Origin of the sequence: Streptomyces sp. NPDC102259, from assembly GCF_044766465.1 — a bacterium.
In the GTDB taxonomy this organism is placed as follows: Bacteria; Actinomycetota; Actinomycetes; order Streptomycetales; family Streptomycetaceae; genus Streptomyces.
Genome location: NZ_JBIWMA010000011.1, coordinates 206690 through 223141 on the forward strand (window position 1 = coordinate 206690; position 16452 = coordinate 223141).

The 16452-nt window shown below is 73.4% G+C and carries 16 protein-coding genes; 6 read left to right on the forward strand and 10 right to left on the reverse strand.

Annotated features, from left to right (window positions below; all coding sequences use genetic code 11):
• Positions 1-98 precede the first annotated feature (98 nt).
• Both ACIRPU_RS25205 and ACIRPU_RS25210 read right to left on the reverse strand, forming a co-directional pair.
• Entirely contained in the window at positions 99-626 is a 528-nt protein-coding gene (locus ACIRPU_RS25205) for a DinB family protein (protein WP_403871118.1), read from the reverse strand.
• Between the two features lie 166 nt (positions 627-792).
• Positions 793-1893 carry a pyridoxal-phosphate-dependent aminotransferase family protein gene (locus ACIRPU_RS25210; protein WP_403871304.1) on the reverse strand — a complete coding sequence of 367 codons (1101 nt, stop codon included), beginning with the start codon at positions 1891-1893 and terminating at the stop codon, positions 793-795.
• Between the two features lie 183 nt (positions 1894-2076).
• Here ACIRPU_RS25210 and ACIRPU_RS25215 point away from each other — a divergent pair, with 183 nt between their 5' ends.
• The 5 genes from ACIRPU_RS25215 (at position 2077) to ACIRPU_RS25235 (ending at position 6895) form a co-directional block, all read left to right on the forward strand.
• Positions 2077-2940: a transporter substrate-binding domain-containing protein gene (locus ACIRPU_RS25215; RefSeq protein ID WP_403871121.1), complete on the forward strand. Its 864-nt coding sequence runs from the start codon at positions 2077-2079 to the stop codon at positions 2938-2940.
• 3 nt (positions 2941-2943) lie between these two features.
• On the forward strand, positions 2944-3777 hold the full coding sequence (locus tag ACIRPU_RS25220) for an amino acid ABC transporter permease (protein ID WP_355703898.1): 834 nt from the start codon (positions 2944-2946) through the stop codon (positions 3775-3777).
• On the forward strand, positions 3774-4592 hold the full coding sequence (locus tag ACIRPU_RS25225) for an amino acid ABC transporter ATP-binding protein (RefSeq protein ID WP_355703899.1): 819 nt from the start codon (positions 3774-3776) through the stop codon (positions 4590-4592). Before ACIRPU_RS25220 ends, ACIRPU_RS25225 begins: the two co-directional genes overlap by 4 nt.
• Before the next feature lie 13 nt (positions 4593-4605).
• Entirely contained in the window at positions 4606-5697 is a 1092-nt protein-coding gene (locus ACIRPU_RS25230) for an amidohydrolase family protein (RefSeq protein ID WP_355703900.1), read from the forward strand.
• 166 nt (positions 5698-5863) lie between these two features.
• Positions 5864-6895, forward strand: coding sequence for an SCO1860 family LAETG-anchored protein (locus ACIRPU_RS25235; protein ID WP_403871126.1), 1032 nt, complete (start codon positions 5864-5866; stop codon positions 6893-6895).
• A 57-nt stretch (positions 6896-6952) separates the two neighbouring features.
• Here the strand turns inward: ACIRPU_RS25235 and cobC are convergent, their stop codons facing one another.
• Genes cobC through cobM form a run of 6 tightly spaced genes read right to left on the reverse strand, consistent with a single transcriptional unit; the run spans position 6953 to position 13372 of the window.
• Positions 6953-8050 (reverse strand): Rv2231c family pyridoxal phosphate-dependent protein CobC, encoded by a 1098-nt coding sequence (cobC, locus tag ACIRPU_RS25240; protein ID WP_403871129.1) that lies wholly within the window; start codon positions 8048-8050, stop codon positions 6953-6955.
• Positions 8040-8969: a sirohydrochlorin chelatase gene (locus ACIRPU_RS25245; RefSeq protein ID WP_355703903.1), complete on the reverse strand. Its 930-nt coding sequence runs from the start codon at positions 8967-8969 to the stop codon at positions 8040-8042. Before ACIRPU_RS25245 ends, cobC begins: the two co-directional genes overlap by 11 nt.
• Positions 8966-9568, reverse strand: coding sequence for a precorrin-8X methylmutase (locus ACIRPU_RS25250; protein WP_384116572.1), 603 nt, complete (start codon positions 9566-9568; stop codon positions 8966-8968). Before ACIRPU_RS25250 ends, ACIRPU_RS25245 begins: the two co-directional genes overlap by 4 nt.
• A complete protein-coding gene (cobJ, locus tag ACIRPU_RS25255) occupies positions 9565-11295 on the reverse strand; it encodes a precorrin-3B C(17)-methyltransferase (protein ID WP_403871132.1) in 1731 nt (576 codons plus the stop codon). Before cobJ ends, ACIRPU_RS25250 begins: the two co-directional genes overlap by 4 nt.
• Positions 11292-12557 carry a precorrin-6y C5,15-methyltransferase (decarboxylating) subunit CbiE gene (gene cbiE, locus ACIRPU_RS25260; RefSeq protein WP_403871135.1) on the reverse strand — a complete coding sequence of 422 codons (1266 nt, stop codon included), beginning with the start codon at positions 12555-12557 and terminating at the stop codon, positions 11292-11294. Before cbiE ends, cobJ begins: the two co-directional genes overlap by 4 nt.
• A complete protein-coding gene (cobM, locus tag ACIRPU_RS25265; RefSeq protein ID WP_355703907.1) occupies positions 12554-13372 on the reverse strand; it encodes a precorrin-4 C(11)-methyltransferase in 819 nt (272 codons plus the stop codon). The genes cbiE and cobM overlap by 4 nt, the downstream gene beginning before the upstream one ends.
• Before the next feature lie 99 nt (positions 13373-13471).
• Here cobM and ACIRPU_RS25270 point away from each other — a divergent pair, with 99 nt between their 5' ends.
• Positions 13472-14200, forward strand: coding sequence for a ZIP family metal transporter (locus tag ACIRPU_RS25270; RefSeq protein ID WP_355703908.1), 729 nt, complete (start codon positions 13472-13474; stop codon positions 14198-14200).
• Between the two features lie 56 nt (positions 14201-14256).
• Here the strand turns inward: ACIRPU_RS25270 and cobI are convergent, their stop codons facing one another.
• Together cobI and ACIRPU_RS25280 are read right to left on the reverse strand one after the other, a co-directional pair.
• The gene (gene cobI / locus ACIRPU_RS25275; RefSeq protein WP_355703909.1) at positions 14257-14988 is read right to left on the reverse strand and encodes a precorrin-2 C(20)-methyltransferase; all 732 of its coding nucleotides are present in this window, start codon (positions 14986-14988) and stop codon (positions 14257-14259) included.
• A complete protein-coding gene (locus ACIRPU_RS25280) occupies positions 14985-16448 on the reverse strand; it encodes a cobyrinate a,c-diamide synthase (protein ID WP_403871140.1) in 1464 nt (487 codons plus the stop codon). Before ACIRPU_RS25280 ends, cobI begins: the two co-directional genes overlap by 4 nt.
• Positions 16449-16452 lie beyond the last annotated feature (4 nt).

Here is a 16452-nt window from a genome sequence, read left to right on the forward strand (position 1 = left end):
TTTAGGTGCGGGGAATCCGGGCAGAAGCACTCAGGAAAGCTATGGTCGAGAAGAAGGCCGGGAAAGGAAGCGGCGGGAATTCGCGAATTACCTTGAATTCAGGCTCCGGTAACCCCGTCGATACGCTCCCGGAGAATGTCCGCGTGGCCGTTGTGCCGGGCGTACTCCTCGATCATGTGGATCAGCACCCAGCGCAGGCTGACCTCGAGCCCGGCCATCGGCCCGTCGAGGATCCGGCCGGTTGCCTCCAGCGGCCGCCCGGCGATCAGCTCACGTCCACGCGCGATCTCCCGCCGCCAGGCGGCCAGTGCCTCGTCGAGACCCCGCCCGGCGTCGAGGGCGTACCCGGTCGCCTCCTCGAAGACGGGCGGCACGTCGAGTCCGGCGAACGCCCGCTGGAACCAGTTGCGTTCGACCTCGGCGAGATGCTGGACGAGACCGAGCAGGGTCAACTCGGACGGCTCGGCCGCCGGTTGCCGCAGCTGCTCGTCGTCCAGTCCCGCGCACTTCAGCTCGAGCGTTGCCCGGTGGAACGCCAACCAGCTCTCCAGCATGGCGAGTTCGTCACCGGTCAGCAGGGGGACGGGTCGGCCGTCGGGGAGGGTGAGGGGAGTGTCCGTGGTCATGCGGGGCAGCATGCCAGGCGGCACCGACAACCGGGACGGGCAAGCGGCGGTGAAGGGCGGCACGACAACCGGGACGGGCAAGCGGGTTCCGTCGGCCCGTCCGGTGGCACCGAAAAGCGGGTTCCGTCGGCCTGTCCGGCGGCGACCGGCGGCCACTGGCGGGCGCCTACCGCCAGGCGCTCTCCACGGCCCGCCGGGCCCCTTCCAGGTCCACGTCCAGCCCCTTCTCCGCCAGCGCGGCGCCCAGCGCCGCCAGACATCCCTGCACCACACCGACGGTCGCGTCGCTCCCGTAGTGGTTGACCCGGATCATCTCCTTGGCCAGCGCGCCTCCACCCGCGGCCAGCGGTAGTGCCGGGTCGCTCGCCAGCGCCCGGGCCACCAGCTCCGACGCCACCACGCCCGACGGCGTCCGCAGCGTCGTGGCGACGGGCGCCGCCTCCGCCGCGTCGCGCACGTACGGCTCCAGCCCGCCGCCCAGCGCGGTCGCGCCCGCCCGGGTCGCGGCGGCGGCGGACGCGTGCCGGGCCATCACCGTCTCCGGCCGCTCGGCCTCGATCCGCTCGACGCACGCCTCCAGCGCCAGCATCTCCAGCTGCGCCGGCGCGTGCAGCAACGCCTTGCGGCCGCCGTCGACCCACCGCTCCTTCCAGTCCAGCAGGGACAGGTACGACCGGCGCGGGGCCCCCGGGTTCGCGGCCATCCGCGCCCACGCCCGCTCGCTCACCGACACCGCCGACACGCCCGCCGGACCGCCCATCGCCTTCTGCGCGCCGATCACGCACAGGTCCACGCCCCACGCGTCCGGCAGTACCGGCTCCGCGCCGATCGAGGCGACCGCGTCCAGGTAGAACAGCGCGCCGTGCTCCCGCACCACCTCGCCGATCTCCGCGACCGGGTTGGTGTTGCCGGTCGCCGCCTCCGCGTGCACCAGCGACACGAAGTCGATCCCGGGGTGCTCGGCGAACGCCTCCCGGATCTGCGCGGCCGTCACCGCCGTGTGGAAGGGCACCGCCAGATCGATCACCGTGGCGCCGCAGTCCCGCAGCCAGTCCCCGAAGGTCTGCCCGTACGGACCGGTGATCACGTTGAGCGCGGTGGTGCCCGGACCGGCCGTGCCGCGGATCGCGCCCTCGAGCGGCAGCAGCGCCTCGCCCTGCATGATCACGACGTCCTGCCGGGTGTCCAGCAGCCGGGCCACCCGGTCCTCGATCGAGGCGAAACGCGCGGCACTCAGCGGGGCGAGGTCCAGGAACGGGTGTGTCACGGCGGTGCTCTCTTCACTCACGGGGTAGAGGTGACGAGACTAACCGGCACGTACCCCACCCTCCCCGCCCTCCCCACCGGTGACTTCGCAGGCCGCATGGCTCCGTAACCATCGGTTTGATTTGAGAGCCTCAAACTTCTCCTTATAATCGGAACCCATAGTTCCCTTACAGGAAGGCCCGCCGTGAACACCCTCCCCGGCCGCCGGACCCGCGTTCTGGCCGCCACCACCGTGACGGCCGGGCTGATGCTCGTCGCCGCCTGCACCTCCACCGACGACGGCGGCAGCGGCTCCAAGACCGCCGCCGGCGGAGTGGAGCTCGTCAAGGCGGGCCAGCTCACCACCTGCACCCACCTGCCCTACCCGCCGTTCCAGTCGGAGATCGACGGCAAGGTGCAGGGCTTCGACGTGTCCCTGATCGACCTGGTCGCCAAGAACCTGGGGGTGAAGCAGGAGATCCTCGACACGCCCTTCGAGAACTTCAAGACCGGCGCCTTCCTCAACTCCGGCGAATGCGACCTGGCCGCGGCCGGCATGACCATCACCGACGAGCGCAAGAAGAACGTCGACTTCTCCGACCCGTACTTCGAGGCCACCCAGGCCGTCCTCGTCGACAAGGGCGCGGGCGTCACCTCGCTCGCCGACGTGAAGTCCAAGGACGTCAAGCTCGGCGCCCAGGCGCAGACCACCGGCGAGGACTACGCCAAGAAGCAGGGCTTCGACCCGGTCTCCTTCGAGTCCTCCGACGCCGTCCTCAACGGTCTGCGCACCGGCCAGGTCAAGGCCGTCATCATCGACTTCCCGGTCGTCCAGGGCTGGCTGAAGGACAAGGCGAACGCCGACGCCTTCAAGGTCGTCGACAACCTCAACACCGGTGAGCAGTACGGCTTCACGGTGAAGAAGGGCAACACCAAGCTGGTCGCCGCGATCAACAAGGCGCTGTCGGACGCGAAGGCCGACGGCACCTACAAGAAGCTGTACGAGAAGTGGATCGGCCCGTACGACGAGTCGGCCGCGTCCCCGTCGGCCGCCGCCTCGGCCTCCTGACCCATGGCCGATACGGACGTACGACTCCAGCCGAAGAAGAAGGGCCTGACGCGGCGACAGAAGCGCCGCCTCTCGCGCGGCGCGCAGTACGTCGTCTTCGCCGCCGCCGTGATCGTCTTCGCGGTCACGGCGGACTGGGGCCGGCTGAAGAACCAGTTCGCCCAGTGGGACATCGCGAAGGAGATGTTCCCGGACGTCATCACGCTGGCGCTGAAGAACACCGTGCTGTACACGGCGTCCGGCTTCGTCCTCGGCCTGGTGCTCGGTCTGGTGATCGCCCTGATGCGGCTGTCCTCCGTGGGCCCGTACCGCTGGGTGGCCGGTGTCTACATCGAGATCTTCCGCGGTCTGCCCGCCCTGCTGATCTTCGTGTTCATCGGCGTGGCCGTGCCGCTGGCCTTCCCCGGCACGGAGATCGTCGGCGGCACCTACGGCAAGGCGGCCCTCGGGCTCGGTCTGATCGGGGCCGCGTACATGGCGGAGACGTTCCGCGCGGGCATCCAGGCGGTCCCCAAGGGGCAGCTGGAGGCGGCCCGGTCGCTGGGCTTCTCGCCCGCCCGCGCGATGGTCTCCGTCATCATCCCGCAGGCGTTCCGGATCATCCTGCCGCCGCTCACCAACGAGCTGATCATGCTCTTCAAGGACTCCTCCCTGGTCCTGCTCCTCGGAGTGACGCTGGAGGAGCGCGAACTGTCCAAGTACGGCCGTGACCTGGCCAGCACGACCGCCAACTCCACGCCGATCCTGGTCGCCGGCCTGTGCTACCTGCTGGTGACCATCCCGCTCGGCTTCGTCGTGCGGCGCATGGAGGCCAAGGCCCAGGAGGCCGTGAAATGAGCCGACCGGAGATCGAAGTCCGCGACCTGCACAAGTCGTTCGGCGCCAACGAGGTGCTGCGCGGCATCGACCTGGAGATCGGCCAGGGCGAGGTCGTCTGTGTGATCGGCCCGTCCGGCTCCGGCAAGTCGACGCTGCTGCGCTGTGTGAACCTGCTGGAGGAGCCCACCAAGGGCCAGGTGTTCGTCGGCGGCACCGAGCTCACCGATCCCGACGTCGACATCGACGCCGTACGCCGCCGTATCGGCATGGTCTTCCAGCAGTTCAACCTCTTCCCGCACCTGTCGGTGACCGAGAACCTCACGCTGCCGCAGCGCCGGGTGCTCAGGCGCGGCAAGGCGGAGGCGGCGCGGGTGGCCGCCGAGAACCTGGAGCGGGTGGGCCTGTCGGAGAAGGCGGCCGCCTACCCCGCCTCCCTCTCCGGCGGCCAGCAGCAGCGCGTCGCGATCGCCCGCGCGCTGGCCATGGGCCCCGAGGTGATGCTGTTCGACGAGCCGACGTCGGCGCTCGACCCGGAGCTGGTCGGAGATGTCCTCGCGGTCATGCGGATGCTCGCCGACGAGGGTATGACGATGATGGTCGTCACCCATGAGATGACCTTCGCGCGCGAGGTCGCCGACCGGGTCGTCTTCATGGACGGCGGTGTGATCGTGGAGGACGGCGCCCCGGCCGAGGTCATCGGAAACCCCAGCCACGAGCGCACCCGCCACTTCCTCTCCCGCCTCCTCGACCCCGCGATGGCGGACGTGGAGGAGGGCGCCTCCGGCCAGGTGGGCGGCCGGACGGGCGACCGGAAGGGCGAGCCGGAGCAGTAGCTAGGGTGCACGCATGAGCGATCGCGCGGTGCTGCACGTGAAGGGCCGGATCCTGACCGGATCCGACGAGGTCCGCGACGGGCTGTGGGTCGTCGACGGCCGGGTCTCCTACGACCGTCCCGTCGGCGCCCGCGACGTGCGGACCGTCGAGGGCTGGGCGCTGCCCGGCCTGGTCGACGCCCACTGCCATGTGGGCCTGGGCGCGCACGGCCCCGTCGACACCGACGTCGCCGAGAAGCAGGCGCTGACCGACCGCGAGGCGGGCACCCTGCTGATCCGCGACGCCGGCTCGCCCTCGGACACCCGCTGGGTCGACGACCGCGAGGACCTCCCGAAGATCATCCGGGCCGGCCGGCACATCGCCCGCACCCGCCGCTACATCCGGGGCTACGCGCACGAGATCGAGCCCGACGACCTGGTCGCGTACGTCGCGCGGGAGGCCCGGCGCGGCGACGGCTGGGTCAAGCTGGTCGGCGACTGGATCGACCGCGAGGTGGGCGACCTGGCCCCCAGCTGGCCACGGGAGGCGGCCGAGGCGGCCATCGCGGAGGCCCACCGCCTGGGCGCACGGGTCACGGCGCACTGCTTCGCCGAGAACTCGCTCCGCGACCTCGTCGAGTCGGGCATCGACTGCGTCGAGCACGCGACCGGCCTGACCGAGGAGCTGATCCCGCTGTTCGCGTCACGAGGCGTGGCGATCGTGCCGACCCTCGTCAACATCGCCACCTTCCCGGGCCTGGCCGCCGGCGGCGAGTCCAGGTTCCCGCGCTGGGCGGCCCATATGCGCCGGCTCCACGAACGCCGTTACGACACGGTCCGCTCCGCCTACGACGCCGGCATCCCGGTCTTCGTCGGCACGGACGCCGGCGGCACGCTGCCGCACGGGCTGGTGGCCGCGGAGGTCGCGGAACTGGTGACGGCGGGCATCCCGCCGCTGGCGGCGCTCTCGGCGACGACCTGGGGCGCACGCGAGTGGCTCGGGCGCCCCGGCCTGGTCGAGGGTGCTCCGGCGGACCTGGTGGTCTACGAGAGCGACCCGCGCGCCGACGTACGGGTGCTCGCGGCACCGCGCCGGGTGGTACTGAACGGCGCGGTGGTGAGCTGAAGGCACTGTGACACGGGCGGTTGTGGAGAACGTGCGTGCCGATGGATTCGAAGACACGCACGGAAAACTCACGTTGGAGTGAACTCGCGTCACCCTGCTGACCGTTCACCCCTCGTACGTGATTCTTGCGGGGTCCCGAGGCATTTCTCTTCTGGGGGTCCCACCCTTGAACGGCAACAACTTCCCGCTGCCCGCGCGCGCCCGTCGCGTCGCCACCGTCGTGGCGGTCACGGCTCTGACCGCAGGTCCCGCGGTCCTGGCCGGCGCGGGCACCGCCCACGCGACGTCCGGCCACGGCCGGGCGAGCGCGTCCGTCCTGCGCACCGACCTCGACGTGGCCCTGCTCGACAAGACCGTCGACATCCCGCTCGCCGTCTCCCTCAACGAGGTGCGGGCTCCGCACAGCGCCGAGAGGACCGCGCTGTCGGCCGAGTTGAACGGCGTCGACGGCGGAAAGCCCTTCAGCGTCCTGCGCGCGGACGTCGCCGAGGCGAAGGCGACCGTCGACGACACCGGAGCCGAGGCCTCCACCCGCCTCGCCCACGCCAAGCTGCACGTCCCCGGCCTCCCCCTGCTCTCGCTCGTCGAGGTCGGCACGGTCACCTCCAAGGCGACCTGCGAGGCCGGCAGGACGCCGGTCGCGGTCTCCAACCTGCTCGGCTCGGTGACCGTCCTGGGCAAGAAGGTGTCGGTGAGCACCGGCGGCACGACGGACGTGAAGGTGCCGGGCGTGGGCGAAGTCCGCCTGGAGCTGTCGAAGCGCGAGACCACCTCCCGCACGGCCGCCGCCACCGCCCTCGAACTCACCGTCTCCGTCAACCCGTTGAGCCTCAACGTCGCCGAGGTCACCGGCACCCTGACCCTGGCGAAGGCCACCTGCGAGGCCCCCGCCCAGCAAGGCCGGGAACAGGACCAGGGCGAGGCGCAGGACCAGGGCGAGGAACAGGACCAGGGCGAGGAACAGGAGCAGGACCAAAGCCAGCGCCAGGACCGAAGCCAGAGCCAGGAGCAGGGCCAGGAGCAGGTCGCCGAGCCGAGCGCCGCCCCGGCCGGTGACGTCGAGGCACAGGGCGCGCCCGCCCAGGCGGACCTGGCCCGGACCGGCGGCGGCTCGACGACCCCGTACATCGCGGGCGGCGCGGCGGCGCTGCTGGCGGCGGGCGGGGGAGCGGTGGCACTGGCCCGCCGCCGCGGCTGACCGGACGGAGCGCGGGGTACGGACCCGGGACGTCCCGCCCGGGTCCGTACCCCGCCCTCATCCCCGCGTCAGGGCCAACGCCTGGTCCAGCGCCTGGAGGAACCGGTTCACCGTCACCCGGTCCCGTACCGCCAGTCGCAGCCACTCCTCGTCCAGCCCCGGGAAGGTGTCCCCGCGCCGGACCGCGAACCCCAGGGTGCGCAGCCGCCGGCGGACGGCGTCCGCCCCGGGCAGCCGGATCAGGACGAACGGTCCCTCCGCGGGCCCCGCGACCCGCACCCCGTCCACGGCGAACTCCTCCAGCCCGGCCACGAGATGCGCCCGGTCCGCGGCGACGCGGTGCGCGGCGTGTGCGGCCTCCGCCAGTGCCTGTGCCCCCATGCACGCCTCCGCCGCGACCAGGGCCGGGGTGGACACCGGCCACAGCGGCTGCGCCCGCTCCAGGTCGGCGACGGTCTCCGGCGCGGCGAGCACATAGCCGATCCGCAGCCCCGCCAGCCCCCAGGTCTTGGTCAGGCTGCGCAGCACCACCAGGCCGGGCACGTCCGTGTGCGCGGCGAGGGCCTCCCGCTCGCCCGGCACCGCGTCCATGAACGCCTCGTCGACCACCAGCGTCCGCCCGGGCCGGGCCAGCCGCCTGATCGTCTCCGCCGGGTGCAGCACCGACGTGGGATTCGTCGGATTGCCGATGACCACCAGGTCCGCCGTCTCCGGTACGGCCGCCGGATCCAGCCGGAAGCCGTCCTCGGGGCGCAGCAGCACCCGGTCCACGCTGTGCCCCGCGTCCCGCAGCGCCGCCTCCGGCTCCGTGAACTGCGGGTGCACGACGACGGGCCGCCGGACCTTCAGGGCGCGCGCCAGCAGCACGAACGCCTCCGCCGCGCCCGCCGTCAGCAGCACCCGTTCGACGGGCAGCCCGTGCCGTGCCGCGACCGCCGCCCGCGCGGGCCGCCCGTCCGGGTAGGCCGCCAGGCCGCCCAGGGACGCGGCGACGCGCTCCCGCAGCCACCGCGGGGGCGTGTCCGCGCGGACGTTCACCGCGAGGTCTACGAGCGCCGAGCCGTCGTCGCGCACCTCGGCGTCCCCGTGGTGGCGCAGGTCGTGGCCACCGGCCCGCCCCTCGGCCGGTCCCTCGGCGGGTCCCTCAGTGCGCATGGGAGTGCGCGTGTCCGTGATGGTGGTGGCCGTCGTGGTGGTGGCCCTCGTCGTCCGGGTGGAAGTGCGGCTGCTGCGCCAGCCCCACCTTGTCCTCGAAGCCCGGCAGCGCGATCCGGTACACGCACGAGTCGCAGTTCATCCGCAGGTCGCCCTTGACGGCCTCCTCGTACCGCTCCATCACCAGGTCGAGCAGCTCCGGCTCGGGACCGATGACGTCCGCCGACCGCACCTCGACCTCCGGGTGCGCGGCCGCCCAGCCCTCGGTCTGGTGCCGTACCCGCTCGGGCAGGATCCCGGTGAACAGGAAGTAGGGGAGCACGACGATCCGCTTCGCCCCCAGCTTCACGCACCGGTCGAGCCCGCTCGGCACGTCCGGCGCGGCCAGCGACACGAACGCGGTCTCCACACCCGCGTACCCGCGTCCCTCCCACAGCAGCCGCGCCGCCTTGTACACCTCGGCGTTGGCGTCCGGGTCCGTCGAACCGCGCCCGACCAGCAGCACGGTCACGTCGGCCAGGTCGTCGGGGGTGCGCCCCACGGTGCCCAGCGCCTCGTCGAGGCGTCGCTCCAGCACGGTGAGCAGCGCCGGGTGCGGGCCCAGCGGACGCCCGTACGTGTACGAGATCCCCGGGTGCCGCTCCTTCTCGCGGGACAGCGCCGCCGGGATGTCGCCCTTGGCGTGCCCGGCTGACACCAGCATCAGCGGAACGGCGGCGAACCGCCGTACGCCACGCTCCACCAGCTCCGTCACCGCCTCGCCCAGCGGCGGCGGGGACAGCTCGATGAAGCCGCCCGCGACGGGCAGTTCGGGGTGGCGGCGGCCCAACTCCCGTACGAAGTCACGGAACGCCTCGGCTCCGGCTTCGTCCCGGGTGCCATGGCCGGCGATGAGCAGGGCGGGCGGCGGGGTGGTCACTGTTTCTCCTCGGAGGGCGAAGCGGGGGACGAAAGTGGGGTGTACAGCAGGGCGTTGAGCGCGGCGGCGGCGACCGCCGACCCGCCCTTCTCGGACACGTTGCTCACGGCGGGCAGTCCGCTCTCGCGGAGCGCGGCCTTCGACTCGGCCGCCCCGACGAAACCGACGGGCAGACCGATGACCAGCGCGGGGGAGGCGTCCAGCGTCAGCAGCTCCTCCAGGGCGGTCGGCGCGCAGCCGATCACCCAGAGGGCGCCGGGCCCGACCTCCTCGTACGCCAGCCGGATCGCGTGGGCGGACCGGGTCAGCCCGGGGCCGGACGTGGCGTCCTTGAGACGACAGACGGTCTCCCGCCGGGTGATCCCGGCAGCCACCATCTCCACGTCGACGACGACGGGCGCCCCGGCGTGCAGCGCGGTGTGCGCCTTCGCCAACTCGCCCTCGTCCAGCACGAGATCGGTCGCGTACTCCAGATCGGCGGCGGAGTGGATGACCCGCTCCACCACCGCCCGGCTCAGCGGCGCGAAGTGCGAGGTGTCCAGGCGGGCGCGCAGCCGCCGGAAGGACTCCTGCTCGATCGGATGGACCACACGGTTCACAGGGCGCCCTCCTGGGCGCCTTCCTGGGAGCTTTCCCGAGAGCTTGCGGGGGAGTTCTCCTGCCAGCGGTAGCCGCGGGGCGTCACCATGCGCCCCGCGATGTTCCGGGTCGCCGTGTTCCCCACGGTCACGACCGTCATCATGTCGACCCACGCCGGGTCGAGTTCCGTGAGCGTCGTCAGCCGGGCGGTGCCGTCCGGGCGCGAGGCGTTGCGCACGACGCCCACCGGCGTCGTCGGCTCCCGGTGCTCGGCGAGGATCGAGAGCGCCTTGGGGAGCTGCCAGTCGCGGCCCCGCGAACGGGGGTTGTAGAAGGTGACGACGATGTCCGCCTCGGCGGCCGCCCGCACCCGCCGCTCGATGACCTCCCACGGCGTGTGCAGGTCGGACAGGCTGATCGACACATGGTCGTGGCCCAGCGGCGCGCCGAGGATCGCACCGGCCGCGAGCGCGGCGGTCACCCCCGGCACCCCGACCACGTCGATGTCGTCGGACGCCTCGGCGAGCGCGGGGGAGGCCATCGCGTACACGCCCGCGTCCCCGCTGCCGATCAGCGCGACGCTCCGCCCGCGCCGGGCCTCCGCCACGGCGGTGCGGGCCCGCTCCTCCTCGGCGCCGAGCCCGGACTCCAGGATCCGGGTGCCGGGCCGCAGCAGGTCGCGGATCTGGTCGACGTACTGGTCGAGGCCGACGAGTACCGAGGCCCGCTCCAGCTCCGCCTTCGCGCGCGGTGTCAGCAGGTCCCGCGCGCCGGGCCCGAGCCCGACGACCGCGAGCCGTCCACGCCCCGGCCGCCGTACGACCGCACAGGTCGCCGTCGCGGGGACCCCGGCCGACTTCCGCTTGGGGACCAGGAGTTCGCCCCCGCCGATCAGCGCGGCCGCCTCCGCCACGGACGGCGTGCCGACGGCGGCGAGCGACGCGTCGGACGGGTTCGGCACCGCGACGCCCGACAGCTCCTCGGCGGTGTACGTCACCACGGGCACGCCGAGCCGCCGGGCGGCCTCGACGATGCCCGGCTCGTCCCGCTTGGCGTCGACGGTGGCGAGCTCGGCGAGACTGCGAGCGGACAGCCCCGCCTCCCGCAGCACACCCTCGACCAGGTCGAGCACCTCGTCGACCGGGGCGCCCCTGGACGCGCCGACCCCGACGACGAGGGACGGCGGACGCAGCAGCACCTCCCCGGCCGCGGGCTCGACCGCGCGATCCGTCAGCCGCACGGTGTACGACCCCCGCTCCGCGAACGGCACCGGCGGCAGCGGCCACGCCACCTCGGCGGCCAGCGCGACCGGCTCGCCGTCCAGCAGGGCCCGCGTCAGGCCGGCCACATCGCCCTCCACGGGAAGGCCGAGCGTGTCGAGACCGGGGATGCCGACGGCGTCCGTGGCCGTGGTCATCACAGGCTGCGCACCCAGCAACTCGCCTACCGCCAGCGCGAGTTCATTGGCGCCGCCGGCGTGTCCGCCGACCACCGGGACGGCGAACCGCCCGGCCTCGTCGACGCACACCACGCCCGGGTCGGACGTCTTGTCGGACAGCAGCGGCGCGACCAGCCGGACGACCGCTCCGGTCGCCAGGAAGCACACGAGCTGCTCGCACTCGGCGAACGCCCGCCGGACGGCGTCCCCGACCGGGCCGTCGTACACGCGCGTGCGGTCCGGCCAGGCCGCGGCCAGCCGGCCGCGCGCCGCCGCCCCCGCCGCGGTGGCGGAAATGAGGCCGATCACAGGGCTACTCCTTCTCGATGAACAGGGTGCGCGCCGACGGCGTCTCTGACACCCCACAGCAGGAAAACGGGATTGGTCGCGGCCAGCCGGGTCACCTCACCCGGCAGCGGCGCGAGCCGTGAGGAGTGCAGCAGCACGCCGTCGCAGTCGAACCCGGCGTCGCCGAGCGCGGCGCGCACCGCCGGGACCCGGTCCAGCGCGGCCATCGCGACGACCACGGTCCGCCGGGCCCGCCGCGCGCACGCGCCGACGATGCCGGGCAGCTCGCGGCCGCCACCGCCGACGAACACGGCGTCGGGATCGTCGAGTCCGGCCAGCGCCCCGGGCGCGGTGCCGTGCACCACGTGCACGTCGACGCCGTGCGCCTCGGCGTTGGCGCCGATCCGGGCGACCCCGTCCGCCGCCTTCTCGACGGCGCTGACGGCGGCGCCGAGCCGCGCGCACTCCACGGCCACGGACCCCGACCCGGAGCCCACGTCCCAGACCAGGTCGCCGGCGCGTGGCCCGAGCCGGGCCAGGGCCAGCGCCCGCACCTCGAACTTGGTGATCATCGAGTCGCGGTGGGTGAAGTCGCCCTCGTCCAGCGCCCACCCGGCGGGCCGGACCCCGGGCCCGGCCAGCGTCCGTACCGGACCGAGCGCCCGCGTCTCGTCCAGACACAGGACGACGCTCACCGCCGTACCCCAGTCGCGTCCGGCGGCCTCGGCGGGGGAGACGCGCTCCACGCGCTCGCCCGCCGGGTCGCCCAGCACGGAGGCCACGACGAGGACCCGGTCGGGCGCGCTGCGCGCGAGCGCGGCGCCCAGCTCGGCGGGCCCGGCGCCCGGCCCGGTCAGGACGGCGACCTTCGGGTGCGCCCGGCACACGTTGACGGCCGTCCGCGGATCCCGCCCGTGCGCGCTGACGACGACGGCGTCGTCCCAGGCCAGTCCGAGCCGGGCGAAGGCGGTGGCCACGGAGGACACGCCGGGCCGGACGTCCAGCCGGTGCGCCCCGAACCGTTCGGCCAGCGCCCGCACGATCCCGAAGAACCCGGGGTCGCCGGAGGCCAGCACGACCACGCGCCGGTCCTTGTCGACGTACTCCGCGATGGCGTCGAGGGCCGGCGCCAGCGGACCGAGCACGATCCGCTCGACGGTCGCGGGCAGCCCGGCGGCGTCCAGATGCCGTCGCCCGCCCACGACGAGCTCGGCGCCGGCCACCGCGTCGGGGGGCACCGCCGCTCCCGTTCCCGTGCCGACGACGGTGATCGACCGGCTCACGTACTGGCACCCCGCGACCGCAGCGCCCGGCGGGCCTCCGGGTCGGCCTTGCGATAGCCGTGGAAGTGACCGGGGTGGTAGAGGTGCGAGCGGGTGCCGTGCGCGGCGAGCGCCGGGCCGACCAGGAAGAGGGTGTGCTTCCAGAGCTTGTGCTCCTTGACCGTCTCCTCCAGCGTCTCGATCGTGCACGTCACGACCAGCTCCTCCGGCCAGGTCGCCTGGTAGGCGACGACCACCGGGGTGGCGGTCGGATAGCCGCCCTCCAGCAGCTCCCGCACCAGCTGACCGCTGCGCGCCGCCGACAGGAAGATCGCCATGGTCGTGCCGTGCTTGGCGAACTCCCGCACCTCCTCGCCGGGCGGCATCGGCGTCTTGCCGCCGCCGAGCCGGGTCAGGACGACCGACTGCGCGACCTCGGGGATCGTCAGCTCGCGCCGGGCGAGCGCGGCGACGGCCGAGAAGGAGGACACGCCGGGCACGATCTCGGTCTCGACGCCGATCTCGTCGCAGCGGTCGAGCTGCTCCTGCGTACCGCCCCACAGGGCGGGGTCGCCGGAGTGGATGCGGGCGACCTTCAGCCCGTCCCGGCGGGCCCGCTCGTACACGGCGACGACGTCCTCCAGGGACATCGTCGCCGAGTCGAGGATCTCGGCGCCCGCGCGCGCGTGCTCGAGGACCTCCGCCTGGACCAGGCTCGCGGCCCAGATCACCACGTCGGCGTCGGCGATGGCACGCGCGGCACGGAACGTCAGCAGGTCGGCGGCGCCGGGGCCGGCACCGACGAAGGTCACCTTGCCGGTGGGGGCATCGGCCATGGGTTCGGGTCCTCTCATAGCGGTCTTTGTCCGTGTTTTCCGGCGTCAGCGAGCGGCGCGGATGTGCGCGAACGGGGGTTGATCGGATAGCAAGGGCCTATGGCGGTCTTCGTCGCGCTCGGCGCGTTCCTCATGACGCTGGCCGGCGGCTGGACGGCACAACGCGTGACCGACCGCCGCCATCTGGTGCTGGGCCTGGCCGGCGGCCTGATGCTGGGCGTCGTCGGCCTGGATCTGCTGCCGGAGGCCCTGGAGACGGCCGGCACGGAGGTCTTCGGCGTCCCGGCCGCGCTGCTGCTCTTCGTGGCCGGCTTCCTGCTGGCCCATCTGGTGGAACGGCTGCTGGCGGTACGCCAGGCCGCGCACGGCGCCGAGGAGCACGACGGCAGGGCCCCCGAGGTCGGCCTGACGGCGGCCGCGGCGATGGTCGGCCACAGCGCCATGGACGGCGTGGCGATCGGCGCGGCCTTCCAGGTGGACGGCGGCATGGGAACCGCCGTGGCCCTCGCGGTCATCGCCCACGACTTCGCGGACGGCTTCAACACCTACACGATCACGAGCCTGTACGGGAACGCCCGCCGCAAGGCCCTGTTCATGCTGTTCGCGGACGCCGCCGCACCGGTGGTGGGCGCGGCCTCGACGTCGTTCGTCAGCATTCCCGAGCAGGTGCTCGGCAGCTATCTGGGCTTCTTCGGCGGTGCGCTGCTGTACCTGGCGGCCGCCGAGATCCTTCCCGAGGCGCACCACGAACACCCCGCCCGCTCGACCGTGCTGTGCACGATCGCGGGCGCGGCCTTCATCTGGCTGGTGGTGGGCCTGGCCTCGTGACCCGCCGACGCCGACGCCGGTGCGGGTCAGCGACAGGCTGCCGGCGGCGGACGGACTCACAGCTTGCCGCCCCGGCCGCCCTCGCGCCGCGCGGGCGCGATGAGCGTGGAGAGGTAGGGGAGCGGCTCGCCGTCCAGTTCCCCGGCGGGCCGGATGGACTCCTCCGCCAGCCCGAGCGCCGACCCCCATACGGCGTCCCCGATCCGCCCGGTCTCCCGCAGCGCCTCGGCGACCTCGGCGGCCTGCCGTCCGAACTTGTAGGCCACGACGGTCCCCGGCCCGGCCAGCGCGTCCTTCAGCACGGCCGAACCCGCCGTCACCGGCACCAGCGTCAACGGCTCGGTGCCCTCGGTCAGCACGGCGCCCGACCGCGCCGCGAGATCCTGCATGGCGGTGATCCCCGGGACGGTCTCGATCACCACGCCCGGCACCGACTCCACGATGGTCTGCGCGAGATAGGTGAAGGTGGAGTACACGTTGGGGTCGCCGATGGTCGCGAAGGCGACGCCGCCGTGCTGCCGCAGCAACTCGGCGACCCGCTCCCCGGCGGCGTCCCAGGCGGCCTCCCGCCGCGCCCGGTCGGTCCGTTCGTTGAGCGCGAAGACGACCCGGACGATCTTCTCCGCCGGCACGTAGTGCAACACGGTGGCCTCGGCCCGCCCGCGCTCCCCGCCGTCCATCACGGGCACGACGACGACCTCGGCGGCCCGCAGCGCGTTGACGCCCTTGACGGTCACCAGCTCCGGATCCCCGGGGCCCACCCCGACTCCGACCAGCTTGCTGCTCATGACGTCCGGCACCTCTCCACGAACCGACGGGCCACACCGGGCTCGGACGCCCAGTGCGTGTGCAGATAACTCGCGTGCACACCGCGCTCCACAAATCCTTCGACCCGTCGCGGGGCCAGCACCCCCCAGGCGGGAGCCGACCCCGAGCCGGGCTCGACGACGGTCCGATGGAACTCGTGCCCGCGCATCCGCGTCCCGGCCGCGGCCAGCACACTGTCGCTCACGGCCACGGCGTCCCGATACCCGAGCGTGAGCCGCTCGCTCATCCGCGCGGTGGCGTCGAGCACCCCGCACATGGGCTGCCCGTCCAGCTCCCGGCACAGGTACAGCAGCCCGGCACACTCCGCGGCGACCGGCGCACCGGACTTCGCGAGCGCGGAGACCTCCTTGCGCAGCGCCTCGTTCGACGACAGCTCGGCCGCGTACACCTCGGGAAACCCACCCCCGACGACCAGCCCGGTGGTCCCTTCCGGCAGGCGTTCATCCCGCAGCGGATCGAAGACGACGACCTCGGACCCGGCGGCACTGAGCAACTCCGCATGCTCGGCATAGGAGAACGTGAACGCGGGACCGCCGGCTACGGCGACCACCACGTCGTGGCTCCCCCTCAGCCCGTCCGGCGTCTGAGGACGAGGCCGTTCAGGCCGAGAGCGGGGGTCTGGGGGCGCAGCCCCCGGGGATGGGACGGGAAGGGGCGGCGGGGGCGAGAAGACAAGCGCCTCGGCCGCGTCCCAGGCCGCACCCGACAAGGCGCCCGCACCCCGCGCCAGCGCGACCAGAGCCTCGAGATCGCATCCCCGGGCAACCTGCTCCGCCATGGCGGCGACCGCGTCCACCGCCGAAGCCCGCCGCTCGGCGACCGGCACCAGCCCCAGATGCCGGGACGGCGTATCCACCTGGGCCACCCGCCGCAGCACACCCAGCACCGGCACCCCGGCCGACTCCAGCGCCTCCCGCAGCAACTCCTCGTGCCGGTCGGAGGCGACCTTGTTGAGAATCACGCCCCCGATCCGGACCTCCGGATCCCAGGAGGCGAACCCGTGCACGAGCGCGGCCACGGACCGCGACTGGGACGACGCGTCGACCACGAGGACGACCGGCGCCCGCAGCAGCTTCGCCACGTGCGCGGTGGACGCCAGCTCCCCCTCCCCGGCGGCCCCGTCGAACAGCCCCATGACCCCTTCGACCACGGCGATGTCACATCCGCGCGCACCATGCGCGAACAGCGGCCCCACCAGGTCGGGCCCGCACAGATAGGAGTCGAGGTTGCGTCCCGTCCGCCCGGTCGCGAGCGAGTGGTAGCCGGGGTCGATGTAGTCGGGCCCGACCTTGTGCGGGGACACGGCGAGCCCCCGCGCGGTGAGCGCGGCCATCAACCCGGTGGCGACGGTCGTCTTGCCGCTGCCCGAGGAGGGCGCGGCGACGACCAGCCGGGGGACGGAGGACGGGGAGGTCAGCACGGCT